Below are 25,342 nucleotides of genomic sequence, written 5' to 3'. Positions count from 1 at the left end.
TTAGAAATATAAATTACACAAAATATGATGAAACATTCTTATTTACTGTTTATTCTGTTTTTTAATCTTTTTTCAGCCCAAAAGCTTCAGGTTGTAGATTCTGAAAATGGAAAATCGATTCCTAATGCAAGAATTCTTTTGCATAATCAGATTGTTTATACTAATGAAGAGGGGCTGGCACCCGTGGATCAAAGTTCAGTAAACTTTGAAATTTCAGCATCGGGATTTCAAAAGGTGACTATTCAGGAATTTTATTCTCCGGTAAAGCTGAAAAGAGGCTATAAAAAAATTGATGAAGTAAAACTCATAAAAGCAGATCTGAAGCAGATCTTTGAAGACGTTGCCAGCCATTACAAAAAAAGATATTATAATGAACCCTCCCTTTATGATGTTACTTATAAAGAAAAAAGGATTGATAATAACCAAATCCATTTTTTAGTTATTGCAGAAACAAAATTATGGAGTAAAACTAATTTTTACAATCGTAATAAATCTTTTGATAACAACCTCCAGATGCAGCTGAATAATGTAAAATACTTTAAAGATCTAAAATCAGACAGCATGTTTGTAAAGGGAATCAAGAAATTCTCTGATGAATATATGGGAAATTATTTCTTTAATTTTGAGTTAAACAGGGCTTTGGCCCATGTAAAAAATAAGGCATCTAAATATTCCGGATGGATATTTTTCGAACAAGGGGATGAGCAATTCATCACATTTAACATTAAGTCAGGATTAGGAATTGAGATGGAAGGAGAATTGAAATATAATAAAGCGGATAAAGTGATTACTTATTTTGAAATTCGTTATTTACAGGATCAATATCCAATTGTTAAAAGAAGAACTGGTGAAGGGGAAGAGTTTGATTATCAATTGGGAAATGCAATACTTGTTTTTGATTTTTACAAAAATGCAGGCGTGTATGTTCCTGCTATGAGCAAGATTGAAGGCAACAAATATGTTGCTTATTATAAAGGAGTTAAACATGAACGGAAAATCAGCAGAGAACTTATTTACAATACCTTTAAGAAATCAGATGAGGGATTAACCCCTAGAGTAGATTTTAAAAAAGATATCTGGGAGAATACTTCGGTAAAGGAAAATAAAAATAATACCATTTTATTGACCACGGAAGAACAAGCTTTTGTGAACAGAAAGCTCCCTGACTTCAGATCAAAATAAACAGGAACTGTCATGCTATTAAATTAATACATTAGGGTAATATTTTCATTTTTCTTCAAAAATGGAGCTGAATGCTGATGTCTAAAGACTTTTTTACTGTAATTCCTTTATCATCTCCACAATTTCCTTTATCTTTAATGCAATCAATATACATTATGAGGATAAATAGATTTTTTGCAGTACCGGCTGTCATGTTGGCTGCCCAATTTTCATGGGCTCAGGTAAAGGTAGACCCAAAAGAAAACCTTAACCCAATCATAAAAAGCATTGTAGATGAAGTGAATAACAATTCCCAGCTTGAAGGGATGGCGTATGAGCTTCTGGATGGGATAGGACCACGTCTTGTGGGAACTCCGGAAATGCTTGCTGCGAATGAGTGGAGTGCTGAAAAGCTACGCTCATGGGGAATTGATGCCAACCTTCAGCAGTTTGGAACCTGGAAAGGATGGCAGAGAGGAACTACCCATGTTGATATGGTGTTTCCAAGGACTAAATCTTTGACAGCTACTCAGCTGGCGTGGAGCCCTGCTACTAAAAAAGCAGTTGAAGCGGAGGTAATTATTCTTCCAAGAGTGTCTTCTAAGGCAGAATTTGATAAATGGCTTCCCGCTGTAAAAGGAAAGATAGTGCTGATGGCCCAATATCAGAAGATAGGACGTTCTGATGAGCAGATCAAGGAGTTTGCAACCCCTGAACTTTATGAAAAACTTAAGGCAGAAAAAGATCAGGCAACCAAGGACTTTGCAGCTTATGTAAAGAACATTGGATATGATAATAATACTCTTCCTCAAGCATTAGAAAATGCAGGTGCGGCTGGAATTGCCATTTCAAACTGGACCGGGATTATGGGTGCAAACAGGATCTTCGGAGCCAAAACATCCAAAATTCCAATGATTGATATTGATGTGGAAGACTATGGGATGCTTTACAGAATGGCAGAGAAAGGAGCTCAGCCTAAAATTAAAATCGATGCTCAGTCGAAAGTCCTTCCCGATGCGAAAAGCTTTAATACCATCGGTATGATTAAAGGGAAAGAAAAACCGGATGAGTATGTCATTCTATCTGCTCACCTTGATTCTTGGGATGGAGCTCAGGGAGCCACAGACAATGGAACAGGAACACTGACGATGCTTGAAACCATGAGAATTCTTAAAAAATACTATCCTAATAACAAAAGGACAATTGTGATCGGACTTTGGGGAAGTGAAGAACAAGGATTGAATGGTTCAAGAGGCTTTGTAGTAGATAATCCTCAGATTATAAAAGGAACACAGGCAGCATTTAATCAGGATAATGGTACCGGACGTGTCATCAATATCAGTGGCCAGGGATTTGTGAAAGCTTATGATTATATCGGAAAGTGGCTTGATGGAGTTCCAAAAGCAGTAAGAACCCACATTAAGACTGATTTTCCCGGAATGCCTGGTGGTGGCGGATCAGACCATGCTTCATTCGTAGCAGCTGGAGTACCCGGATTTTCGCTAAGTTCCTTGAATTGGGGCTATTTTGGATATACATGGCATACGACAAAAGATACCTATGACAAAATCGTTTTTGATGAGGTGAAAAATAATGTGATCTTAACAGCAGCATTAGCTTATATGGCTTCTGAAGATCCTGAATTCACCAATAGAGAAAAAAGAGTAATGCCTAAAGATGATAAAGGAAACCTGGTACAATGGCCGGAAGTAAAAGAACCTAAAAGAAGCTCTAAAGATTATAAATAATAAAAGATTCTATATACATAGAATTACTTGAATGAAAGAGGTTGCCTGCAAAGGTGACCTTTTTTATTGTTTCACTTCGTTCATTTTTGAAATACAATAGATATTGCCATTTTAGAGTAGATGATTTCTTTGTTTTGTACAATATTTTTGTTTTTTGTACATATTTTACGTGAAAATATACAATAAAAAAACATGTAAATACAAGAAGATGTAAAGTGTGGATTTTTAATTTTAAAAACTTTTTAGAATTAAAAACACACAACATTATGAAAAAAAAAATTTCAGATCGGAAAGATCCGATTCATACGACTGACCCTATAAACAAGCAAAATTTTTATGTTGTAAAGTCTGGAGAGACGCTGGAAAGCATTGCTTTGGATCTTATGCTTGAAAATCCCCGGTATCTTCTGGAATATCATAATCAGCACTGTAGTTTTCTGGATATGATTCCTGAGAACGGAAGATTAAGATGGATGCAAAAACTTTATATTCCAAGTCCGGAAGACATTTTGGAAATAAATACAATTATACAGGAACGGGGAGAAAGTGTATATAAGTTATTTTCTAAAGGAAAAATTCCCTTCAATGCTGAGGCGGTTTCCGGAGTATATAAGGTCAGGCAAACCGAAAGTGATGATGGAATACTGAAGAGTGAATATGCTTATTCAATCTATTGTAATTATATAAAAGAAGAGGAAAAGGGATATCGTATTCATTTTTCAATGAGTGATTTTACTAAAGATGGTGAAGAGCTGGAACAGAAGATCAACAGTCTGGCTTCAGCGTTTGTGAAAATTATTTATCCGGTAACATTCATTATAGATCGTTCTGGAAAATTGGTGGCTGCAGAAACTCATAAAGAGATCCGGCATATAATAAATGAAATTGAAGCATTAAAAAAATATCATCAAGGCTCTTATGCATCGCGGCATATCAATCAGATGAAAGATAAAATGGCTCATCCAAAGGTTATTTATAGCAGTTTGAAAACTATATTACCCGTACAGTTCATTTTCAGTTCTTTTTATCAGACTCATTATAATATACAAGGCTTTTCAGTTCCATATACAGATGAATTTTCATGGCTGGCTCCAGCTTCTCCTATCAGGATGGAAATAATCAATCAAACCTTATCAGAAGAAAAATCCGGATGTATAGAAGTAGTACAGACAGGGAAATCTGTGGATTACCGGACGGTTGAAGAATTGTACGATACGGATTGGGAATATGATGAGTTGGAAAAACCTCATTCAAAATCACTGATCGCCAGCCATTCGGCAATGTATACATTAAAGGCTGCTGATTTTTCTATACAGAAAATAAAAGCGGGGTTTCATATTCAGATGGCCGATTATGAGAAGTCCATGACTTTTGAGCTAGAAAAATTAGCAGGATAATAAAAAAACACAATTAAACCCACATAACACAAAAAAATGTCAGAAAATTTATCAACACACAACGGAAAGCATTTTGTCATCCAAAAAGGCAAAGCCAGCTGCAATCAGGGAGATGTGTTCCCCCAGTTTAAGGTAAATTCCCATCAAAAGCATTACTGGAACCAACAAGACATTACAGCAGATTATCTTGCGGTAACAGAAGAAGATATACAGTTCAATCCTGCTGCGTCAAGCTTCGGAAAATGCAGATTAAAACCCACATCTGGCGGATATTTACCCTGTGCGTATGTCCCTGCCGGAAAATGGCAAAAGACTTATGAAAAGGTAAAGATTATGGGGAAAAGCTGCCTTTCTGAAATCTCAGAACTGATGTGCAGCACTGGAGGAATGATTACCGTGAAGGAACATGGCCAGACTTCTACTATGAACAGGCAAGGTATAACACTGGCTAATCCCCAAAGTTACCATCTTATTAATCCGTTTATGGATTTAAAGGAATCTCAGGCAGAACTGGAAGAACCCGATCCGATTTATGAATAAAACATTTCAAAACTAACAAGTATGGCAAAATTGACTATTACAGGCAATACCCAACCTATTGTTGGAAATACGGAGGCTTATTCACTTTCAGTCTTTGATAATCTGATGTCTTCCAATTCTTTTTCTTTTCCACCCTCCAAAGTACAGTGGAATATTCATGTAAAGGATCAGAAAGGATGGCGGATCACTCATGGGAATGCCAAAGATGGAGAACATATAACCTATAAATTCACCCATAAAAGTTTAAAATATAAAGCTTTAAAAATTGAAGTGACAAGAGGAAAGGACAAAGGTGAATTGTATATACAACCACAGCCGGCTGAAGAACCCAAAATACTCCGTGTAGATCTATTAGATATTAATTCTCAGCGGCTGCAAAAAGGAAAACTACTTCATTATACAGATACTTTAATTGCTAAAGCCCATTGTGTGGGAATGTTCGGACATAAAGTATCTTTTACTTTATGGGAAGACGATTCAATAGGTGAGGGGCATGATCCGGTTATTAATATGATGAACAGGATCAATCCGGTGCCTCTTGTTGGGGAAGTGGATCATGAAGGGATTGCTAAAGTCATTTTCAGGTTACCCAGCTATACCATGGCTGTACAGATCGCTAATGCCCAGGTGGCCAGGGGAGATCAGAATGAAGGGAAAACCCATGAGTATTATGTGACGGCAGAAATAGCTTCTAAACATATTCTGAAGGCCAGTCCCAATGTAAATGTGGCTAATCCCACTCATGTTCCTGAACCTCCTAAAAAGCAAAAGCCCACAGAAACACCTCACGCTCACAGAAAACCTCCCGTTGCTCCTGAAAAGAAAGACACAAAGCCTGCTAAACCCAAACCTAAAGAGGATACTCCAAAGTTTCCACAAACTCCGGCGGCCAGGAAACAGGCCGATCCTGAAGGAAAGATCATAAGTGTGGAATTTACAGATGCTACAGGAAAGCCTTTGAAAAATGCTAAAACTGGAGATATTGTATCTATTAAGATCAGCACCCGGAATATGAGCGGGAAAAATGTAAAGGTAAGGATCTGGGAAGAAGATTTCTCACGCTATTGCAATGATTTGGTATATGAAGTATCCGCAAAGCTGGCTTACAATACGACAAACTTTATCAATGGGGTTGTCTTAACAAAAGATATGTATACCAAAAGCTACGAATGGGGTGAAGGGAACGAACGGGAATATTTTATAGAGGTTGAGCACTTGAATACCTCTGTAACCTCTCAGGTGATTCCGGTAAGCCCGGATGCTGAACCGGTGAAAGTGGAGGCTAATGATTCTCCCTCGATTATTAAGGAACCGAAACAGGAGAAAAAAGAGGAAAAGACATGTGAATGTGAAGCCAAAGTAAGGGCCTTTATGAGGATGCTGAGAGTGAAAGAAGATACTGTTGGAGATTCCGGATATGAGAAAATTGTTGGAGGTAAATCATTCATTAAAGATTATGGAAGAGATTGGAGTACGCATCCAGATATTAGTATTTCAATAAAAAGAATAAATAGTTCATCAGATGCGGCAGGAGCTTATCAAATGATGGGAACTACTTATAGCGAAAAAAGAATGGTTAAATACCGTAAACAATATAATATTACAAGTTTTGACCCCGAATCGCAAGATAAAATGTGTTTGGTAATTTTAAAATATTTTTATCAGAATGATAGACCTTCAAGCTTTTATAATACAGGGAATTCTACGAAAGATGAATGGAGAAAAAGATTTAAAGAACAGCAGGGAGATATTATACAGTTTATAATAGATGATAACTTTAAAAGGGCTGTTTTATTAGCAAGCTTATGCTGGGCAAGTTTACCGGACTCTCCCTATGGTCAACAAAGCTCTACTTATACTAATGAAGATGTAAAGAAAATATATGAAATTTATTTAAAAGAAGAACTTACAGGGAAAAGTGACCTTCATCTTAAAAAAGGATTTTTAAAAGAATTTGATTATAGTTGTTGTGAAGAAACTGTTAAGAAAGAGCTTATTCAAAAAAATAGTAGTAAGTGGAGAAATCCAATTGATAATCCAATGCTTTGTCTCTACTCACAAGGAGGAGGTTTTAAACCATGGCATGGTTCTTTTGGAGAAAAAATCAGAGATAATTCAGCTAATCATTCTGGAAATGATTTATTAGCTACTCCAGGTACAAAAGTATATGCTTGTGTAAAAAGTATTGTGCATAAAATATATACTTCTGGCTCAATGGCAGGGAATGTAGTTGTTTTAAAAGTATTAGATACAGAAACATTTAAAAGCTTAAAACGGAAAGGTTATACCCCTAAATATAAATCTAAAGGAGAAATATTAGGAAGAGGATTTAATGAAAATGAAACAATATATCTTACATTTTGGCATTTGAGTAAAAATAATTTCTTTAAAGAGGGCGATGAAGTGAAATATAATGATGTCATTGGCTTAACAGGAATATCTGGTGGAGGAGGAAAAAACTTTACAACTAGAAATCCTCATTTACATTTTGAAGTATCTAATGTTGGCTCTGCATCAGGTCTAAATGGAAAATGTAATCCATCTATTTATTTTAAATTTAAAACTGAGGATGAATTATCTAAAACAGAAATGGACTTTCAAAATAAACTAAAAGAAAAAGAATGGAAGTAAAAAAAATAAATAAAAGTGTTCTATTCTTAATATTAATATTATTCTGTTATAGCTGTAAAGGACAAAAAGAGGGAAAAAACAGTATCTCTATAATACAAAATATTAAAGCAAATAATTCATATTTTCAGCTACAGAAAACAATAAAAAATAATGAAACAGTTTTTCAATATAGAGATATTGAATTTGAATTAAAATCAAAGGAAGGAGAATCTATTTTATTAATAAACAATGAAGAGTTTTTTATAAAATTAACTTTGGATAGCCCAAATTTTAATATATGGTATTATAAATATAAAGTTGATAAAATAATTTTATTAGAAGGTAATGATTATTATAGTTCTATTTTTTATGCTTATCACTTAGCTAATAATGAACTTTTTTATCTAGGTAATTTTACAATAGAGCAGCCTAACATTGAAAATGAAAAGCCTTATAAAAAAGAGTTCAAAATTAATATTGATAAAGATAAAGTAATTATTCAAACTTTATTAAATGGAAGTCCTTCAATAAAAAAAACATTTAATGATCAAATAAATCAAGTTCAAAAAAAAAATAGAGATATTTTAATTTCTTCAATTTATCAAAGAAATGTCCAATGGAGTAATCACTGCGAAAAAGTGTCGGAAAAAGATAATATAATGTTCTACTCACCAGATGAAATAAGTTTCAACATAGCCTCAATAAATTTTATTTGTGGAGCAACTCCTAAGCAAATAAACAATAATACCATAGAAATATATTTAAAGGATTCTGGAACCGATTACGCTCCTAATGGAGAAGTGTATTCAAATAATAATATGCCTAAGGGAATTAATTTTGATGATTGTTCTTTAGATATGCCAATTGCACGTGTAAAAATAATAAGTGAAGATTCTATTGAATTTCAATGGTTAGGATTTTATAATAGAAAAGCTAACAAGAGGGAATATATGAAGAACCCTTTCGGTAATAATAAAAATATAGTGGTTCTGACTCGTTGCTCAGAAAACTAAAAATCGGAGCATATATAGATAATATAGCAAATAATATCGCTCTAATAAAGATATATATTGAAAACTCTGGAGGTACCGGAACATTAGGGTGGATAAAAGTTGATTTTTTGAGTGATAAGGCCTATGATATTACTATCAATCCGGAAAATCCTAAAGGATTAACATTCAATAAAGAAAAGTATTTAGCTTTTAAGAATGAAATTCTTGATAATGAACCTGCAAATAAGGTTATAAATGATACCATAAAAGCTCATAAGCTTCCAATTGAGTGGTCCCCAGAAAACAATTTATTATCTATGAAATTATCAGATACATTTTTCAATATAGAAATGAACAATCCAAACAATGATCATTTCATCACCTATTTATCTAAAACAAAAAGCTTTATACCGATTATTTTGTCGAATTGTTATGAATCAGGATATTGTGAGGAATATTTAATTACCATAAAAGATTAATAAGGAATGTTCTAAATTAAAAATTTATTATAATACAGCTCCTGATGGAAATTTGAAAAATTATGAAACAAGAGTTTATAAAATTAATGAAGATTTTGTTATTGAGCTAAAAACAGAAAAATATATTAATGATGAGCTCATTTCTGAAAAAGAAGAAAAGTATAAAATCGATTCTGAGGGAAAAATAATTCTACATTAAAAAAGAGGGAACTTTCGGGATAGGTGATAATAGAGATATTTAGGTGAGAATAGCTTTTGTATTAACTATTGTTGCAAAATAATTGCTTCAAAAAATAAATATATCTAAAGATATTAAAGAGGTAAAAAGTGGGAATACTGGTAATGCTTCTAAACAAAATGTGAAGGCAAGGCATTTACACTTTGAAATTACTGATGCAAAGACTGCGGGTGAAGGTCTAAATAATAGAGAAAATCCTGCATTTTATGTAAGGCTTAAGACTCCTAATAAAAACAGGCAAGAAAATAATAAGAAATGATAAAGTACCTATATATATTGATGGCTTTAGGAATGCTTTCATGTGTAAAAGATAGAACAGTAAAAAATAGAAAACGGAAGGATTCTATACTCTTAATAGCCTCCCAAATTAATAATATTAAGTCAGAAAACAGAGATACTCTGAAGTTGGAAAATGAACTGGAAGGAGAAGATGAATTTATATCTGAAAAATTATTTCAAAAATGGAAAGGCATATATATTATGGAAAATAATGATGTAATTGATGGTTGGGGTAGAGAATCTATTTCTTATGCAGGATTAAATATGATAAAGCCAGATAGTTGTATCTTTAAAAGTTGGTTGGCAGATAATAAAGGTAAAAGGTATAATAAGGATGATAATTATCAAGAATATATTGGAGGAATTTTTGCTACAGCCAATAAAGATTCTATAGAGTTTTTTATAAAAAGAATAATAGAAGGAGGGAATGAGAATCTGTCACCTCTATTAACCTTGATTAAACGAAAGAATAAGTACTTCATATCTAGTTTTCTTACCTCTCCACCTCATAACGGAATTATTGAAATGCCAATGCAAAAAATCAAATAAAAATAAAGCCATCTCACAGTTTTGCGGGATGGCATTTATTTAAATATAATTCTTTAAATCAGACAATGTTGAAACCTGGGCTTCATGCGGTTTGGGAAGTTTTCCAAAACCATAGTCACAAAAAATAAAAGGCAATTCGTTAGAAGCAGCAGAATCATAATCCGTCTGCGTATCCCCAATGTATATAGAATCTTCGATGGATAGACCATTTCTTTCCATAAGGAGATGTATGTTTTCTGACTTTGTCTTTTGTGTGCGTCCATGAGATTCAAAGTCTACAAATAGAGTATTAAACTGGTAATATTCTAAAAAAGACTCAATATATCCATCCTGGCAATTGCTTACAATAAAAAGATTGTGGGTATTGGCCAGACTTTTCAATGTATCCTCAACACCTGGATAAAGAATGCCGCCTTGTATACGCAGTATTTTATTTTCCTGGGCTACTACTTCAGAAAGGAGTTCCTCAATCTGAAGGTCTGAAATTCCCGGAAGCATATCCTTCAGAATATCATGAGCCAGTAAACCCATATATTGATTCATATCATCAGGTTTCAGTTCCTGTTGTATCAGTTGATGCTTACTTAAAACATCATTCCATATTTTGATAATCGTTGCTCTGGAATCCCATAAAGTTCCGTCCAGATCGAAAATTAAGTTTTTATAATTCAAAGTGTTTCTTTTTTAATTACGATTTTTTTAAATTTTATTAAGCAATTATTTAACCATTAAAACAGGTACAGAGAGTAAAAACTTTAAAGCGAAGCCATGCTCAACATCTTAAAAGAATTTAATGGTTGAAATAATAGATATTGCTTATAAAATCATGCTTAATTGCACTCTTTTCCTTGCCTCATCCACTTCCGTTACTTTTACTCTTACATGCTGATGCAGTTTTACGACCTCATTTACATCAGAAACAAATCCGTCTTTAAGCTGAGAAATATGAACCAAACCACTTTCTTTAATTCCAAGATCCACAAAACATCCAAAAGCGGTAATATTGTTCACGATTCCCGGTAAAATCATACCTGCTTTCAAGTCTCTGATGCTTTTTACATGAGGATCAAATTCAAATACTTTGGCAGCTTTCCTCGGATCTAAGCCTGGTTTTTCAAGTTCCTTTAAAATATCTTTGATTCCCAGGATTCCGATGTCCCCGGTAATGTAATTTTCAGGTTGTATCAGGGCCACTTTTTCCTTATTGCCAATCAGTTCATCAGCTTTAATTCCCAGATCTTTAGCCATTTTTTCAACAATTCCATACGATTCAGGGTGTACCGCAGAGTTGTCCAATGGATTTTTTGAATTGGTAATTCGTACAAACGCAGCAGCCTGCTGGAAAGCTTTTTCTCCAAGTCTTGGAACTTTCTTAAGCTGTTTTCTATCTTCAAAGGCTCCGTTTTCAGCTCTGTAGTTCACAATATTTTCAGCCATTTTTTCTCCAATTCCGGAAACATAACTTAATAAAGATTTACTAGCTGTATTTAAGTTAATTCCTACAGAATTTACACATTTCATCACGGTAGAATCCAGTTCATTTTTCAATTGAGTCTGATCTACATCATGCTGATACTGACCAACTCCAATAGATTTTGGATCAATTTTCACCAACTCAGCCAATGGATCAGAAAGTCTTCTTCCAATAGAAACCGCCCCACGAACGGTTACATCATAGGTTGGAAACTCTTCCCTTGCAATTTTGCTGGCAGAATACACCGAGGCACCCGCTTCCGAAACTACAAAAACCTGTAAAGGCTTATCAAAAGCAATTTTCTTAATAAAAAATTCAGTTTCACGGCTTGCCGTTCCGTTTCCGATAGAAATGGCTTCAATATTATAGGCATTCACCATAGAACGGATCTTTTTCATAGCCATTCCGGATTCATTCTGAGGAGCGTGAGGGTAGAGGGTTTCATTATGAAGAAGATCTCCCTTTTCATCGATACAAACCACTTTACAGCCACTTCTGTAACCAGGATCAATCGCCAGAATTCTTTTTTCTCCCAATGGCGGAGCCAGCAGTAACTGACTCAGATTTTCAGAGAAGATCTCAATTGCTTTTTTATCCGCTTTTTCTTTAGCTTCCTGTAATGCTTCATTGGAAATAGCAGGTTCCAGAAGTCTTTTATAGCTGTCTTTAATCGCTAGAGCAATCTGTTCAGAACTTTCATTATTAGACTTGATAATCGCTTTTTCAATAAAATCGATGGCTTCTTCTTTATCAATCCCAACGTTGGTTTTCACAAAGCCTTCGGTCTCCGCTCTTAGCATTGCTAAAAGCCTGTGAGAAGGGATTCTGCTGAGGTTTTCTTCCCATTCGAAATATTGGGAGAACTTCTGAGCATCTTCTTCCTCTTTTTTAGCCTTCACCACTTTAGAGGTAACAATAGCCTTACGTTGGAATAAACGACGCAGGTTCTTACGAACATACATGTTTTCATTGATCCATTCTGCCATGATATCTCTGGCTCCCTGGAGCGCGTCTTCCTCAGAAGGAACTTCATTATTCAAATATTTGGAAGCCAGAAACAATACCTCATTGTTCTTCTGGCTCATAATGATTTTAGCTAAAGGTTCCAGTCCTTTTTCCTTGGCGGCATCAGCCTTGGTCTTTTTACGCTTTTTGAAAGGAAGGTATAAATCCTCCAGTTCTTGAATATCAAAGCTTTCTTCAATTCTTTGTTTCAGTTCAGGAGTTAAAGCACCCTGTTCTTCTATAGATTTTAAAATAGATTCCTTTCTCTTCATGATCTCCTCAAATTGTTTGCTGATCTTGGCGATCTGCTCAATTTGCGTTTCATCCAGGTTTCCGGTTTTATCTTTCCGGTAACGGGAAATAAAAGGAATGGTACAGTCTTCTGCTAATAATTGTAATGTATTGTTGATGCTCTTCTCAGAAATATCGAGCTGCTTCTGTATAAATTCTACGGTCGTCATTGTTCTGTTTTCGGAAGGCTAAAATAACGTTTTAAAACGAAAAAAGGCGAGTTACCCCGCCTTGAATAGTTTTTCCTTTGAATTAAAATTTGATGGATAAAATTTAATTGACAATTGCTATTGCCATTCCATCATATTCTTTTGCTCCTACGGTTTGCATAATAGTGGCGGTAACCTTTGGGTTGCCAGCCAGCATTTGATTAAAACGCTGTACCCCTCTCACTTTTTCATCATTGCTATTTTCATTCAAAATCTGGCCTTCCCGGATGACATTATCACAAATAATTATTGTTCCCGGATGTGACAGTTGTAATGCCAGTTCAAAATATTCGGAATAAGGGGGCTTATCTGCATCAATAAAAATAAAGTCGAAAGCTTCTTCACCTGTAGCAATGAGTTCATTCAATACATCCATTGCTTTACCGATTCGTAAATCAATCTGGTCAGAAAGTCCTGCTTTTGCAATGTTTTGACTGGCAATATGAGCGTGATGAGGATTAAATTCTACTGTAATCACTCTACCGTCTGCAGGAAGTGCTCTGGTCATCCAAATAGTACTGTAAGCACCTAAAGTCCCCAACTCTAATACACGTTTAGCCTTGCAGGTAAGAAGCATCAGTTGAAGAAACTTCCCCTGTGTAGGAGAGATACTGATTTGAGGCATGGAAGCATCATCGAGAGATTGAATGGTTTCCTGAAGTACAATATCTTCGGGAGCCACCAGATTGCTGATATATTGATCTACCTTTTCAAATAATTGCTGATTCATATTTTTGATTTGATTGAAACGAAGGTAGTGAATTTAAAAATCAGCAATACATTATTTTACCATTAAAAATAAAAAAGGCAAATTGCCTAGCCTTGAATGTTTTCACAACTGCTTTAAGCCACAAAGAGTATCCAATAGAGCTATGATTAATCACAAAGACAATAATTTTTGAAATCAATTCACATGAAAACAATCCTATTGAAGTAATAAAAAATAGAATAACGTGATCATTAAAAAAATATAAACAGTTATTAGCTTTGATTGCTCAAAATTCATATTTCAAACAAATATTTTTTTGCCTTCAATGTCTTGGGAGGTTTTTCATACCACAAAAAGAACGATTTCATTAAACAGTGACGTAATTGGCACACGCATTGTTAATGTTAAAGCAAGTTTTGAAGAAAAGCTTTGTTTAACACCACATCATTTACTAATAATTCATTTTGAACTTTTGCCTCCCTATTGACACGGGAGGTTTTTCTTTTTATTTATGCATGATTTATGGAAATAATTTAGTGGTTTATTTGATTATTGCAAGAAATCAAACTGAAAGAACGACCTTGTAAGTAACTGGATCAGGTATGCATTTTCCATTAAAGAGTTGTGATTGATCACGAAGAAAGTAACTCAGAAAATAAATATAAACAAAAAAATCCCTCTAATCGAGGGAGCTTTTTTATACAATTGGAATACATCTGCATGAGCAAGGTACCCCAAGCATTGGATCACATACTCCTAAGTCTTCGCAAACATACATATAACCAGCTTTGCAAAACTCAATTCCACCTTTAATTGATTTTAGATTTTCTCTTGTGACTTTTTTGAAATTTTTCATGGTATAATTTTAATTTGTAAGTGCTAAATATATAAATTATTCTTAGTTGAGGGATTTAACATAAAAATATTTTTGGAAATATCTGGATGTATCTTTAAAACCAACAGATTTTCCTATGGACAACATAAAAATCAAAAATAGGATGATGAAATAAATATTTTCAATTTTCGTTTATTTCTTACCATGTTACAATTCCTAACGTTGGTAGCGAAATTTACATTTCTTGATGTATGATAAGAGAAGACCCACAAGGTTTGTCTATTTTTGTACCCGAAAACAATAAACTTTTTTAAACAGTTCAATAATATGAAAAAAATTAGCGTAATTGCATTAGTAGCAGTAGGATTGATGGCTGCATCATGTACCAATAAAGAAAAAACAGATACATCCGTAGCTACCGAGCAGGCAGTTGCTGAAAGTAAAGGTGAAGTATTAGCAGTAGACGCTGCCACTTCTGTAGTAAACTGGAAAGCTTTCCACAAAGGAGGTTTTGCTCCTCGTTGGGGAACTCTTAACGTAAAATCAGGAGATCTGAGCATTGAAGGAGGACAGGTGGTAGCTGGAAACTTCAATATTGATATGACTTCTATTAAAGTTGATCCTGCATCAGTAACTGAAAAAGATAAAAAACCTGCGGACCTTGAAGCTCACCTTAAGAACCCTGATTTCTTTGATGTAGAGAAAAACCCAACTTCAGACTTTAAGATTACAAGTGTAGCAGACCTGAAAGAAGCACCAAAAGATGCAGTAGCAGGAGCTAACAAAACAGTAAGCGGAAACCTAACATTAATGGGTAAAACAATGAATGTTACTTTCCCTGCTAAAGTAGATGTAGCAGATAATACTGCGGCTATCCAGGCTAAATTTACTGTGAACAGAACAGACTGGGGTATCAAATTCGGAACTACTGAAACCGATCCTGCAGAATGGATGATCAGCAAAGACATCGAAATTGCAATTGATGTAAAAGCAAAAAAATAAGTTAATAAACTTTCTATAAATAAAGAGCTGCCTTGATCAAGGCAGCTCTTTTTCTTTTCCCTAATGAAATGGGTTGTGTAATGGATTTTATACCCTATTCAAATGATAAAAGTGGCCTATTACCCTTTTTTAATAGGCGATCTTTAATTTTTTTAAGATTTGATAACACCTGGACGGCATTATTTTTTCTTTCTATATAAAGATAACATCCAAAATCATAATATCATGTCAAAAAAAATTGCAATTCTCGCTACTAACGGTTTTGAAGAAAGCGAACTCCAATCGCCTAAAGAGTATTTGGAACAACAGGGGTGGACTGCTCATGTGGTAAGCCCTGAAGGAGGAACAATCCGATCATGGGCTGAAAAAGATTGGGGAAAAGAATACCAGGTTGACAAAACACTGGCTGAAGTGAATGCTTCTGAATACGATGCTTTGGTTTTGCCCGGTGGCGTTATCAATCCGGATCAGTTAAGAACAAATGGACAGGCATTGGCATTTGTAAGAGATTTTTTTATACAAAATAAACCTGTTGCAGCAATTTGTCACGGACCGCAGATTCTCATCAATGCAAAAGTCGTGAATGGAAGGAATATGACTTCTGTGAAATCAATCAGTAGAGATTTAATCAATGCCGGAGCCCATTGGGAAGATCGTGAAGTTGTGGTGGATAATGGTCTGGTAACCAGTAGAACTCCAAAAGACCTTCCGGCCTTTAATGCTAAGATGGTAGAAGAGTTTAAAGAAGGAAAACATGTAGGGCAAGGTTTATAATGTCCCCAAAAAATATATGATTATAGAAGGCCCGGAATTTAAAATTCCGGGCCTTGATTATGGATGATCTTATAAAATTTTAGATTTTTTTAGAAGATATACAGTATCTAATTAACTATGCGAGATAAAATTAATTAAAAATCCATGAGTTTTGAGTACGTACACAATATTCACTTCCCAGGTAAAGAGGGTTGCCATGTTTTTCAGACCAGAATCCATCCAATATGTCCTGGCTCAGACAACGGTACACCGCTACACCTTTATAGATTTTGGAGTCATCACCTTCATAATTAAAGTTAAGAACTAAAATCCGGTCTTTATAAAATCCTGTTCCGTTCTGTATATGATCGCCAATGATCCATTGGGCAATGATGCGGGCATTTTCATCAACAGATAAAGTTAATGTACCCTGATAAGAAACCTGGTCAGATGATTCCTGATTGCTTCCTTTGATAGAATAGGTGCCTGCCAAATCATGTACTGTCATTGATTCATTTTTTATGGGTGGCAAATTTAAAGAAACTTATTCTGATAAACCGTACAAATATTACGTAGGAAAAAAGACATTAACCAGATGGCTTTCTCTATGTATAAATTAAACTTATTTTTGCAGGAAATTAATTTTATAATGATTCCTTTTCTGTTAATCACTAACCTTATTACCTTTGGCGTTTTCGGATTTGATAAACTGCAGGCCAAAAGACATCAGTGGCGGATTTCTGAGAATGTCCTTTTAGGTCTTTCATTGATAGGGATTGTAGGTGCTGCTGCAGGAATGATTATTTTCAACCATAAAGTTTCCAAAAAATCTTTTCTTGTAAAATTTTTTATAGTGCTTTTAATTGATGTTGTATTATTGTACAGGCTAATAAGACATTGATAAATAAAAAACAGCCTTAATGGCTGTTTTTTTATTAATTGTTAATAATACCAAATGGCTTCCATGTATTCGTTCCATCAGTTGTATTGACCCACCCGATTGGCATATTAACAGAAGGACCGGTATTCAGAATAATATCACCTCGCTTCCAGTCAGGAGAAGAAACCGAAGGAAAAGTATCTGCATAAGTTATTTTTACTTTTCCCAAATGAAGAGAATCATTCAAGTTTTGATAGTAAACCGTTCCCAGGTTGTCATTGGTAATAAAATTACCTGTAATATTGGGACTAATGTCAGATAAGCATTTATTGTGGGTAATGGTTGTCTTTAATCCGGAATCTGCTCTGATATCATATACTTTGAAATTTTTAATTGAATTTCCTCTTACATCATCATAAAGAGATTCTTTTCCCCTAATATTAACGCCAATGGAGGTGTCATCCGGTATTGCATTGTCGTAAATTAATATATCATTGTCAATAATTTTATTTCCTCTTGTAAATGAAGAATTCTTGACGCTATTGGCTAAATAGATTCCGTATCCGGGATGGGAAAGTGCAATGTAATTACTGTTAATATTCCAGTTATGGCTCTCCGCTCCAATCACAATCCCAATATGTCTGCAGAAATCAATCATACTGTTGAGTACATTAACGTGAGAAGTTTTTTCAGCGTAAATTCCCTGATAAACATTAAAGATAAAAGTATCAATAATTCTCCAGCCTTCTTGTGAAGTGTTTCCTTCAAAAAAGATACCTTTACTGTCAGGTATATCTATAAGTTCTTCCTCTCCTGTTTGCTGGTTTATTACCTTGACATCTATCGAAATGCTGGTATTGTTGGAAATTTCATTGTTCACGGAATTGTTTTTGATATGCATTCCTGTCTTGCAATTACCAATTTTTACAGTCTGAATTTGGGAAGACCAAAGATAATTTGCTTCCAGTCCTGTTTGATAACCATTGATGGCAAGATCTTTTAAAATAATATCATAAGCATGAACCTCAGGTGTTCCGATTATTTTAATACCTGTAAAACTATTAGGGGCTGTTGTGTAAAGAGTTGCATTATAAATTCCGAATCCTTCCAAAACAGTACCAGAAGCATTGATTGTAATCTCTTGCCCATTAATAACAGTCTTGTATGCGTTAATGATAATACCATGATTATTATTGGTTATAAGAAAAGGAGGTAAATCTAATTGACTTTTAGTAGAGGAACCTGTAATTTTAATGGCTTTATTGATCTGCAAAGGCTGATAAAGCATATATCTCCTGTTATCAAGCTTCAGAACCTGTCCGGCTTCCATTTCATCAATCAGCTTTTGGATTTCAACGGAATCATCGGTCATACCATCTCCACGAACATCTGCAATTGTAATAGAAATATCATCAGTAATAATTCTTTTATAGTATGAAACCGGACCATTGCCGTTTTTTTTAATACGGTATAGGTATTTCCCGTCAGGAACAGGAAGATCTTGTTTTTTAAAATTGGCAACTTCACCACTGAAAGGATCAATCAAACTTACAATGTTAAGATCCGAAGCAGGATCTGAAGATGAAAAAAAAGCATCAATGGTTAAGAGATTTAAATTGTTTGTCATTTTTTTTGTTTTTGGTGATTAATAAATAGGAAATACTCTTGCTAGAATGTATTGAGACAAAGATAAAATGAAATAGCGACAGAACTTGACGTGTAATATTTTATTATAGAATAGTGTAAAGAGCTAGATTTTAAGTGAGTTATGATTAAAAAATATTTTTTGAATTCAGTTTTTTCTTACATTTATCATTCAACAACAAAAACAATATAACTATGAAAAATGTAAGAAAAATTACCAGAAGTGAAATGAAAACACTGACAGGAGGAATTGCAAAAGGAATGGTGAGATGTAAGGATCCCGATACTTGTACATTGAGATGGGGATGGCCTACAGGATCTTCAAGTAATTGTGATGAAATGTCCATTATTTGTGGAGATGCACCGGCAGTTGATCCATGTGATTCGTCTTTATGTCCATAACCGTTTAAGAGTGTTTTTTCAACACTCTTTTTTTATACCTCTGTAAACGTGTATTTTAAACAGAATGTTAATTATTTATCCAATAAAATTGTTTTTCATTAAAAATCACTATTTTTGCACTCGTAAAAATCCTATATGCAAAACATTAGAAATATTGCGATTATCGCACACGTTGACCACGGGAAAACGACTTTGGTTGACAAAATCATCCACGCAACCAACATTTTCAGAGAAAATCAGGAGAGTGGAGAATTAATTATGGATAACAATGATCTTGAAAGAGAAAGAGGGATCACCATCTTATCCAAGAATATTTCTGTTACTTATAAAGACACTAAAATTAACGTAATTGATACTCCTGGTCACGCGGATTTCGGTGGAGAAGTAGAGAGAGTATTAAAAATGGCTGACGGAGTTATCCTGTTGGTGGATGCGTTCGAAGGACCAATGCCACAAACAAGATTCGTACTTCAGAAAGCTTTAGAATTAGGATTGAGACCATTAGTGGTTATCAATAAAGTAGATAAACCAAACTGCCGTCCGGACGAAGTTCACGACCAGGTATTTGATTTATTCTTCAACCTTGAAGCTACTGAAGAGCAATTAGATTTCCCAACATTCTACGGTTCTTCTAAGCAAGGTTGGTTCAACACTTCATTAGAACAAACTGAAGATATTTTACCATTATTAGATGGTATCTTAGAACATGTACCAGCTCCAAAAGTAACTGAAGGTAACCTTCAGATGCAGATTACTTCTCTTGATTTCTCTTCTTTCTTAGGAAGAATTGCAATCGGAAAAGTAACAAGAGGAGAGATCAAAGAATCTCAATGGATTGGTCTTGCACAGGCAGATGGAAAAGTGTTGAAAGGTAAAGTAAAAGAACTTTACGTTTTCGAAGGATTAGGAAAGAAAAAAGTAACTGAAGTTCAAGCTGGAGATATCTGTGCTGTAGTAGGTTTCGATGCATTCCAGATCGGTGATTCTTTCGTAGATCTTGAAAATCCTGAACCATTGGAAAGAACAGCAATTGATGAGCCTACATTGAACATGACGTTCTCTATCAACAATTCACCTTTCTTCGGTAAAGACGGTAAATATGTTACTTCTAACCACCTTAAAGAAAGATTAACTAAAGAATTAGAGAAAAACTTAGCATTAAGAGTTCAACAAACTGATGATGCTAACACGTTCTTGGTATTCGGTAGAGGTATTCTTCACTTATCTGTTTTGATCGAAACAATGAGAAGAGAAGGATATGAAATGACAATCGGTCAGCCACAGGTTATCCTAAGAGAAATTGACGGAGTAAGCTGTGAGCCTTACGAATCTTTAGTAGTTGACGTTCCTGAAGAATACGCATCAAGAGTTATCGACTTGGCAACTCAGAGAAAAGGTGACCTTCACATTATGGAAACAAAAGGAGAAATGCAGCACATGGAATTCGAGATTCCTTCAAGAGGTTTGATCGGACTTCGTTCTCAAATGCTGACTGCTACTGCTGGGGAAGCTATCATGGCTCACCGTTTCACAGAATATAAGCCTTTCAAAGGAGCTATTCCAGGAAGAAACAATGGGGTATTGATCAGCAAAACTACAGGTCCTGCTACAGAATATTCTATCGCTAAATTACAAGACAGAGGTAAGTTCTTTGTTGATCCGGGTGAGGAAATCTACACAGGGATGATCATTGGAGAGCAAAATAAACCTGGAGATCTTGTAGTAAACATCGTAGAAGCAAAACAGTTGAACAACATGAGAGCTTCTGGAAAAGATAAAGATACAGGGGTTGCACCAAAAATCTTATTCTCTCTTGAAGAGTGTATGGAATATATCCAGGCTGACGAAGCGATCGAGGTAACTCCAAACTTCATCAGAATGAGAAAGAAAATCCTTTCTGAAGAAGAAAGAAAAAGAGTTGAAAGATCAGCGAAAGCGTAATCATTTCGATTTACAATCAATATCATATAGAAAAGCCTCGAATTTTTCGAGGCTTTTTTTCTAAAGAATAGGAAAAAATGTTTATTTTTTCACAACAATATCCAAAGTATTAAAATTTAATTTAAAGTAGTTTTGCGGCTATGAAAATGAGTAAACTAAAACTTATCGTTTTAATGGGAGTTCTAGCGTCTTACAGCATCTCATGTTCTACTCAGAACAATGTAACAAAGACCCCTCCTGTTAAAAATACAACAAAACCTAATACCAATAATACTACCAATCAACCAAAACCTCCTGTAGCAGTAAAGCCTACACCGGGAACTTCAACGGAAGAAACATTCAGAACCAACCTTCCTGAAATTAACAGAGAATTCCGTGGTGCTTGGATTGCCAGTGTTGCCAATATCAACTGGCCATCTAAAAACAATCTTACGGTAGAGCAGCAGAAAGCAGAAGCCATCAGTATGCTGGATATGCTGAAAGATAATAACTTTAATGCTGCTATTTTTCAGATCAGACCTTCTGCAGATGCTTTATATACAAGTAATATAGAACCCTGGTCTTACTTTTTAACCGGAGAAACAGGGGCAGCACCTTATCCAAACTATGATCCGTTATTATTCTGGATCGAAGAAGCTCACAAAAGAGGATTAGAATTACACGTTTGGTTAAATCCTTATCGCGCTCATCATACCAATGGAGGTAACGTCAATAAAATGTCAATGGCCAACAGAATGTCTGACATTGTGGTAAGATTAAAAAATGGGATGTACTGGTTTGATCCGGCTAACCCAAAAACACAGGACCATGTATCCAATGTAGTAAAGGATATCGTAAAAAGATATGACATTGATGCCATTCATTTTGATGATTATTTTTATCCGTATGCTACTTACAACAAAGGAGCTGATTTTCCAGACTATGCTTCATGGAATGTTTATCAAAGCAATGGCGGAACTTTATCAAGAGCAGACTGGAGAAGGGATAACGTAAATAAATTTGTAGAACGTATCTACAAAGAAATTCATGCAGAAAAAAATAATGTAAGATTTGGAATCAGCCCATTTGGAATCTGGAAGCCGGGATATCCGGTGGGAATTGTAGGATCTTCTCAGTTTGATGAGCTGTATGCGGATGCCAAATTATGGTTAAATAAAGGCTGGGTAGACTATTTTTCTCCACAATTGTACTGGCCGATTGATTCAAAAGGGCAGGGCTTCGAAGCATTGCTAAACTGGTGGCAATCAGAAAATACAATGAAACGTCACCTATGGCCAGGTTTGAATACTGTGGAGATTAAAACGTATGATCGTCCAACAGAAATCAAAAACCAAATTGAGATCTCCAGAAAGATCCTCAAAAATGATGCAGGTGAAATCCACTGGAGTATTGCAGGATTGACTAAAAATCCGGGAATGCTGCCGACTCTGAAAAACGGACCTTACAGTGAAAAAGCATTAATTCCGAAATCGCCATGGATCAAAACCGTTCCATTGCAGACACCAACCTTATTTATTAGTGATAACGGAAGTTTTGCACAGACAAGATGGAGTACAAAAAATGCTTCAGAAGTTTTTCAGTGGGTACTTTTCAGCCAGTATGACGGAGTATGGCAAACAGAAATTTTACCATTGGATACCCTTTTTAAAGATGTTCCTAAGTTCAAAAATGGTAAAAAGTTGAATGGAGTAGCGATCAAAGCTATTGATAGATTAGGAAACGAAAGTGATTATATGGCAAAAAAAGTCAAATAAAGAAAAACTAAAGACCATATTGTAAAGGTCATTAAAGTTTTAATAAATATAAAAGGGTTTAACTTAAAGTTGAACCCTTTTTTTATCTTTTTATTTGAACCTTTGCACAGAGAAGGTGAATCAGTTTCAAAGCCTGGAACCAAAACAAAAAGAGATTATTTAAAGCCTTTGTGAAGGTTGCGTTTAAATAAAAATATTCTTATCTCCAGCTTTTGGAATTGATCCGAGAGAATCTAACATATAATTTATCTATAGCTTTTGTCATTCTGAAAGAAGCTAAACGCAACTTGTTAAAATCAATCGATGGAAATCAAAGATTTTAAACACTTAAGTGAACATTCTGGGCGTAGGACCTTCTACTTCCAATAACTAAAGTGTTAAAAATCTTTTGGTTAAGAAAATTGCAAAAATTTTATGCCGTTTTATTTTAGAATAACTATAAATTATTAGCTTAAAATAAAGAAAATCAGTATGATATATCTTGGTTTGAATTGGTTTTAAGTAAATTAAAAACCTTAGCGGAATCATTTTTGCATGATTAGTTTCATAATCACCAAAATATAACATTTATGAATACTAACAGACTTTCCGCAAAAGTGGAAAAAGCACTTAGTGACCAGATGAACAAAGAAATTCATGCATCACACGTTTTTCTATCGTATGGAATTTGGGCCGATGACAAAGGCTATCAGGGTATTGCTAATTTTCTTTACCGTCATTCTCAGGAAGAAAGAAACCATTCGATCAAATTCATGGAGTACATTTTAAACAGAGGCGGAAAGCCAAAAGTAGCAGCGATTCCTGCTCCTCCAGCTGATCCCAAAAGCCTTACTGCGTGTTTTGACGGGGTTTTCAAACATGAGGTGGACAATACCACCGCCATTTATAAAATCGTAGACCTTGCCATGGAAGAAAAAGACTGGGCAACATGGAATTTTATGCAGTGGTTCGTACAAGAACAGATCGAAGAAGAAACACTGGCCCAAAACTTAATTGATAAATTAAAAATTGCAGGCGGAGACCGTGCTACAGACGAATCATTATTCACTCTGGATATGGCAATGCAGTCAGCACCGAATGACGTTCCTCTGGCTCAGGAAGCTACCGGAAATAATCCATAAAAATCATCGGTGAAGTAAAAACTGTTTGAAAATCTGTCAGAATGCTGACAGATTTTTTTATTATGAAACTCTCTTAAAATTCACTATCTTTGCACGCTGAAAGTTCATAAATCAACAACTAAGGTGAAAAACATTGAACCTTAAACCTTGAACTTTCAACCTTAAACCTTAAACTTTGAATTTTACAATATGAAATGTGGAATTGTAGGCCTTCCGAATGTAGGTAAATCAACACTTTTTAACTGTCTGAGCAATGCAAAAGCTCAATCAGCGAACTATCCTTTCTGTACCATTGAACCAAACCTGGGAACAGTTTCAGTACCGGACCAGAGATTGTTTGAACTGGAGAAAATCGTAAAGCCTGAAAGAGTTTTACCAGCTGTAGTTGAAATCGTTGATATTGCAGGTCTTGTAAAAGGTGCCAGCAAAGGAGAAGGATTGGGGAACCAGTTCCTGGCAAACATCCGTGAGTGTGAGGCAATCATCCACGTCTTAAGATGTTTTGATAACGGAAATATCGTTCACGTAGAAGGTTCAGTAGATCCTTTAAGAGATAAAGAAATTATTGATATTGAGCTTCAGTTGAAAGACCTTGAAACAGTAGGAAAAGCAGTTGAAAAAGCTAAAAAATTCATCAAATCCGGTAAGAAAGAAGATATTCTTACTTACGAAACCCTTCAGAATTTACAGAAATTTCTTGAAGATGGGAAAAATGCAAGAGAATTTGCGATGGATGATTTTACAAAATCAATCATTGCTGAAGTTCAGCTTTTAACCAATAAACCGGTACTTTACGTTTGTAATGTAGATGAAAATTCTATCAAAAACGGGAACGAATGGATTGGAAAGATCGAAGAAATGGCTAAAAATGAAGGAGCAGAAGTAGTAGTATTAGCTGCCCAGATCGAAGCTGACATCAACGAGCTTGAAACTTTCGAAGAAAGAGAAATTTTCCTTGATGAGCTAGGTCTTACAGAACCGGGAGTAAACCGTTTGATCAGAAAAGCTTATGATCTTTTAAAACTTCAAACGTATTTTACAGCTGGAGTAAAAGAAGTAAGAGCTTGGACTATCGGACAAGGATGGACAGCTCCTCAGGCAGCTGGGGTAATCCACACAGACTTTGAAAAAGGATTCATTCGTGCAGAAGTTATTAAGTATAATGACTATATGACATATGGTTCAGAAGTAAAAGTAAAAGAAGCCGGAAAACTTTCTGTAGAAGGTAAAGAATATATCGTTCAGGATGGTGATATCATGCACTTTAGATTCAACGTATAAGAAAAAATATTAAAGTTAGTTTATAAAAAAGCGCTTCCATAATATAAT

24 protein-coding genes are annotated in these 25,342 nt (G+C 34.9%); 18 read left to right on the top strand and 6 right to left on the bottom strand.

Going from position 1 to position 25,342, the window contains the following annotated elements; all coding sequences use genetic code 11:
- Positions 1-24 precede the first annotated feature (24 nt).
- The 10 genes from NBX25_RS19550 to NBX25_RS19505 all read left to right on the top strand — a co-directional run bounded on the left by NBX25_RS19550 (position 25) and on the right by NBX25_RS19505 (position 9,993).
- Positions 25-1,182: a hypothetical protein gene (locus NBX25_RS19550; RefSeq protein ID WP_250255098.1), complete on the top strand. Its 1,158-nt coding sequence runs from the start codon at positions 25-27 to the stop codon at positions 1,180-1,182.
- Positions 1,183-1,337: 155 nt separating this feature from the next.
- Complete coding sequence (locus NBX25_RS19545) at positions 1,338-2,909, top strand: M28 family peptidase (RefSeq protein WP_250255097.1); 1,572 nt, start codon at positions 1,338-1,340, stop codon at positions 2,907-2,909.
- Between the two features lie 266 nt (positions 2,910-3,175).
- The gene (locus NBX25_RS19540; RefSeq protein ID WP_250255096.1) at positions 3,176-4,306 is read left to right on the top strand and encodes a hypothetical protein; all 1,131 of its coding nucleotides are present in this window, start codon (positions 3,176-3,178) and stop codon (positions 4,304-4,306) included.
- Between the two features lie 36 nt (positions 4,307-4,342).
- On the top strand, positions 4,343-4,846 hold the full coding sequence (locus NBX25_RS19535; protein ID WP_250255095.1) for a DUF4280 domain-containing protein: 504 nt from the start codon (positions 4,343-4,345) through the stop codon (positions 4,844-4,846).
- Between the two features lie 21 nt (positions 4,847-4,867).
- Positions 4,868-7,477 carry a hypothetical protein gene (locus tag NBX25_RS19530; RefSeq protein WP_250255094.1) on the top strand — a complete coding sequence of 870 codons (2,610 nt, stop codon included), beginning with the start codon at positions 4,868-4,870 and terminating at the stop codon, positions 7,475-7,477.
- Positions 7,468-8,469 carry a hypothetical protein gene (locus NBX25_RS19525; protein WP_250255093.1) on the top strand — a complete coding sequence of 334 codons (1,002 nt, stop codon included), beginning with the start codon at positions 7,468-7,470 and terminating at the stop codon, positions 8,467-8,469. Before NBX25_RS19530 ends, NBX25_RS19525 begins: the two co-directional genes overlap by 10 nt.
- On the top strand, positions 8,454-8,927 hold the full coding sequence (locus tag NBX25_RS19520) for a hypothetical protein (protein WP_250255092.1): 474 nt from the start codon (positions 8,454-8,456) through the stop codon (positions 8,925-8,927). Before NBX25_RS19525 ends, NBX25_RS19520 begins: the two co-directional genes overlap by 16 nt.
- Positions 8,928-8,979: 52 nt before the next feature.
- On the top strand, positions 8,980-9,126 hold the full coding sequence (locus NBX25_RS19515) for a hypothetical protein (RefSeq protein ID WP_250255091.1): 147 nt from the start codon (positions 8,980-8,982) through the stop codon (positions 9,124-9,126).
- 82 nt (positions 9,127-9,208) lie between these two features.
- A complete protein-coding gene (locus tag NBX25_RS19510; RefSeq protein ID WP_250255090.1) occupies positions 9,209-9,424 on the top strand; it encodes a hypothetical protein in 216 nt (71 codons plus the stop codon).
- The gene (locus NBX25_RS19505) at positions 9,421-9,993 is read left to right on the top strand and encodes a hypothetical protein (protein WP_250255089.1); all 573 of its coding nucleotides are present in this window, start codon (positions 9,421-9,423) and stop codon (positions 9,991-9,993) included. Before NBX25_RS19510 ends, NBX25_RS19505 begins: the two co-directional genes overlap by 4 nt.
- Before the next feature lie 39 nt (positions 9,994-10,032).
- Here NBX25_RS19505 and NBX25_RS19500 read toward each other — a convergent pair whose 3' ends face one another.
- From NBX25_RS19500 to NBX25_RS24935, 4 genes are all read right to left on the bottom strand, one after another.
- The gene (locus NBX25_RS19500; RefSeq protein ID WP_250255088.1) at positions 10,033-10,665 is read right to left on the bottom strand and encodes an HAD family hydrolase; all 633 of its coding nucleotides are present in this window, start codon (positions 10,663-10,665) and stop codon (positions 10,033-10,035) included.
- A gap of 144 nt (positions 10,666-10,809) precedes the next feature.
- Positions 10,810-12,933, bottom strand: a complete 2,124-nt coding sequence (locus NBX25_RS19495) for a Tex family protein (protein ID WP_250255087.1) — start codon at positions 12,931-12,933, stop codon at positions 10,810-10,812.
- A 103-nt stretch (positions 12,934-13,036) separates the two neighbouring features.
- A complete protein-coding gene (locus NBX25_RS19490; protein WP_123911151.1) occupies positions 13,037-13,702 on the bottom strand; it encodes an O-methyltransferase in 666 nt (221 codons plus the stop codon).
- Between the two features lie 676 nt (positions 13,703-14,378).
- The gene (locus NBX25_RS24935; protein WP_410493985.1) at positions 14,379-14,537 is read right to left on the bottom strand and encodes a bacteriocin-like protein; all 159 of its coding nucleotides are present in this window, start codon (positions 14,535-14,537) and stop codon (positions 14,379-14,381) included.
- A gap of 306 nt (positions 14,538-14,843) precedes the next feature.
- Between NBX25_RS24935 and NBX25_RS19485 the strand changes: the two genes are divergently transcribed.
- Both NBX25_RS19485 and NBX25_RS19480 read left to right on the top strand, forming a co-directional pair.
- Complete coding sequence (locus NBX25_RS19485) at positions 14,844-15,518, top strand: YceI family protein (protein WP_250255086.1); 675 nt, start codon at positions 14,844-14,846, stop codon at positions 15,516-15,518.
- A gap of 225 nt (positions 15,519-15,743) precedes the next feature.
- Positions 15,744-16,292: a type 1 glutamine amidotransferase domain-containing protein gene (locus NBX25_RS19480; protein WP_250255085.1), complete on the top strand. Its 549-nt coding sequence runs from the start codon at positions 15,744-15,746 to the stop codon at positions 16,290-16,292.
- A gap of 130 nt (positions 16,293-16,422) precedes the next feature.
- Here NBX25_RS19480 and NBX25_RS19475 read toward each other — a convergent pair whose 3' ends face one another.
- Positions 16,423-16,779 (bottom strand): hypothetical protein, encoded by a 357-nt coding sequence (locus NBX25_RS19475; RefSeq protein ID WP_250255084.1) that lies wholly within the window; start codon positions 16,777-16,779, stop codon positions 16,423-16,425.
- Positions 16,780-16,920: 141 nt separating this feature from the next.
- Here NBX25_RS19475 and NBX25_RS19470 point away from each other — a divergent pair, with 141 nt between their 5' ends.
- On the top strand, positions 16,921-17,172 hold the full coding sequence (locus NBX25_RS19470) for a DUF1294 domain-containing protein (RefSeq protein WP_123911155.1): 252 nt from the start codon (positions 16,921-16,923) through the stop codon (positions 17,170-17,172).
- A gap of 34 nt (positions 17,173-17,206) precedes the next feature.
- Here the strand turns inward: NBX25_RS19470 and NBX25_RS19465 are convergent, their stop codons facing one another.
- Positions 17,207-18,778 carry a right-handed parallel beta-helix repeat-containing protein gene (locus tag NBX25_RS19465; RefSeq protein ID WP_250255083.1) on the bottom strand — a complete coding sequence of 524 codons (1,572 nt, stop codon included), beginning with the start codon at positions 18,776-18,778 and terminating at the stop codon, positions 17,207-17,209.
- Positions 18,779-18,990: 212 nt separating this feature from the next.
- On the opposite strand from NBX25_RS19465, the gene NBX25_RS19460 reads away from it, so the two are divergent.
- The 5 genes from NBX25_RS19460 (at position 18,991) to ychF (ending at position 25,294) form a co-directional block, all read left to right on the top strand.
- Positions 18,991-19,197 carry a bacteriocin-like protein gene (locus tag NBX25_RS19460; protein ID WP_123911157.1) on the top strand — a complete coding sequence of 69 codons (207 nt, stop codon included), beginning with the start codon at positions 18,991-18,993 and terminating at the stop codon, positions 19,195-19,197.
- A gap of 135 nt (positions 19,198-19,332) precedes the next feature.
- Positions 19,333-21,138, top strand: a complete 1,806-nt coding sequence (typA, locus tag NBX25_RS19455) for a translational GTPase TypA (protein ID WP_068943644.1) — start codon at positions 19,333-19,335, stop codon at positions 21,136-21,138.
- A gap of 140 nt (positions 21,139-21,278) precedes the next feature.
- Positions 21,279-22,892, top strand: a complete 1,614-nt coding sequence (locus tag NBX25_RS19450; protein WP_250255082.1) for a glycoside hydrolase family 10-like protein — start codon at positions 21,279-21,281, stop codon at positions 22,890-22,892.
- 569 nt (positions 22,893-23,461) lie between these two features.
- Positions 23,462-24,013, top strand: a complete 552-nt coding sequence (locus NBX25_RS19445; protein WP_123911159.1) for a ferritin — start codon at positions 23,462-23,464, stop codon at positions 24,011-24,013.
- Positions 24,014-24,202: 189 nt separating this feature from the next.
- Positions 24,203-25,294 carry a redox-regulated ATPase YchF gene (ychF, locus tag NBX25_RS19440; RefSeq protein ID WP_123911160.1) on the top strand — a complete coding sequence of 364 codons (1,092 nt, stop codon included), beginning with the start codon at positions 24,203-24,205 and terminating at the stop codon, positions 25,292-25,294.
- The last annotated feature ends 48 nt before the right edge of the window (positions 25,295-25,342 follow it).

Origin of the sequence: Chryseobacterium sp. Marseille-Q3244 (assembly GCF_940807095.1) — a bacterium.
GTDB lineage: Bacteria > Bacteroidota > Bacteroidia > Flavobacteriales > Weeksellaceae > Chryseobacterium.
Note: the sequence above shows the minus strand (reverse complement) of the source record. Positions and strands in the feature narration are given on the sequence as shown.

What these genes read in the sequence shown, in the direction of transcription:
- NBX25_RS19480 (WP_250255085.1), top strand. Translation starts at nt 15,744, where the DNA reads ATGTCAAAAAAAATTGCAATTCTCGCTACTAACGGTTTTGAAGAAAGC.
- NBX25_RS19545 (WP_250255097.1), top strand. Translation starts at nt 1,338, where the DNA reads ATGAGGATAAATAGATTTTTTGCAGTACCGGCTGTCATGTTGGCTGCC.
- NBX25_RS19525 (WP_250255093.1), top strand. Translation starts at nt 7,468, where the DNA reads ATGGAAGTAAAAAAAATAAATAAAAGTGTTCTATTCTTAATATTAATA.
- NBX25_RS19470 (WP_123911155.1), top strand. Translation starts at nt 16,921, where the DNA reads ATGATTCCTTTTCTGTTAATCACTAACCTTATTACCTTTGGCGTTTTC.
- NBX25_RS19535 (WP_250255095.1), top strand. Translation starts at nt 4,343, where the DNA reads ATGTCAGAAAATTTATCAACACACAACGGAAAGCATTTTGTCATCCAA.
- typA (WP_068943644.1), top strand. Translation starts at nt 19,333, where the DNA reads ATGCAAAACATTAGAAATATTGCGATTATCGCACACGTTGACCACGGG.
- NBX25_RS19475 (WP_250255084.1), bottom strand. Translation starts at nt 16,779, where the DNA reads ATGACAGTACATGATTTGGCAGGCACCTATTCTATCAAAGGAAGCAAT.
- NBX25_RS19550 (WP_250255098.1), top strand. Translation starts at nt 25, where the DNA reads ATGATGAAACATTCTTATTTACTGTTTATTCTGTTTTTTAATCTTTTT.
- NBX25_RS19505 (WP_250255089.1), top strand. Translation starts at nt 9,421, where the DNA reads ATGATAAAGTACCTATATATATTGATGGCTTTAGGAATGCTTTCATGT.
- NBX25_RS19445 (WP_123911159.1), top strand. Translation starts at nt 23,462, where the DNA reads ATGAATACTAACAGACTTTCCGCAAAAGTGGAAAAAGCACTTAGTGAC.
- NBX25_RS19490 (WP_123911151.1), bottom strand. Translation starts at nt 13,702, where the DNA reads ATGAATCAGCAATTATTTGAAAAGGTAGATCAATATATCAGCAATCTG.
- NBX25_RS19485 (WP_250255086.1), top strand. Translation starts at nt 14,844, where the DNA reads ATGAAAAAAATTAGCGTAATTGCATTAGTAGCAGTAGGATTGATGGCT.
- NBX25_RS19540 (WP_250255096.1), top strand. Translation starts at nt 3,176, where the DNA reads ATGAAAAAAAAAATTTCAGATCGGAAAGATCCGATTCATACGACTGAC.
- NBX25_RS19530 (WP_250255094.1), top strand. Translation starts at nt 4,868, where the DNA reads ATGGCAAAATTGACTATTACAGGCAATACCCAACCTATTGTTGGAAAT.
- NBX25_RS19450 (WP_250255082.1), top strand. Translation starts at nt 21,279, where the DNA reads ATGAAAATGAGTAAACTAAAACTTATCGTTTTAATGGGAGTTCTAGCG.
- NBX25_RS19465 (WP_250255083.1), bottom strand. Translation starts at nt 18,778, where the DNA reads ATGACAAACAATTTAAATCTCTTAACCATTGATGCTTTTTTTTCATCT.
- NBX25_RS19495 (WP_250255087.1), bottom strand. Translation starts at nt 12,933, where the DNA reads ATGACGACCGTAGAATTTATACAGAAGCAGCTCGATATTTCTGAGAAG.
- NBX25_RS19460 (WP_123911157.1), top strand. Translation starts at nt 18,991, where the DNA reads ATGAAAAATGTAAGAAAAATTACCAGAAGTGAAATGAAAACACTGACA.
- ychF (WP_123911160.1), top strand. Translation starts at nt 24,203, where the DNA reads ATGAAATGTGGAATTGTAGGCCTTCCGAATGTAGGTAAATCAACACTT.
- NBX25_RS24935 (WP_410493985.1), bottom strand. Translation starts at nt 14,537, where the DNA reads ATGAAAAATTTCAAAAAAGTCACAAGAGAAAATCTAAAATCAATTAAA.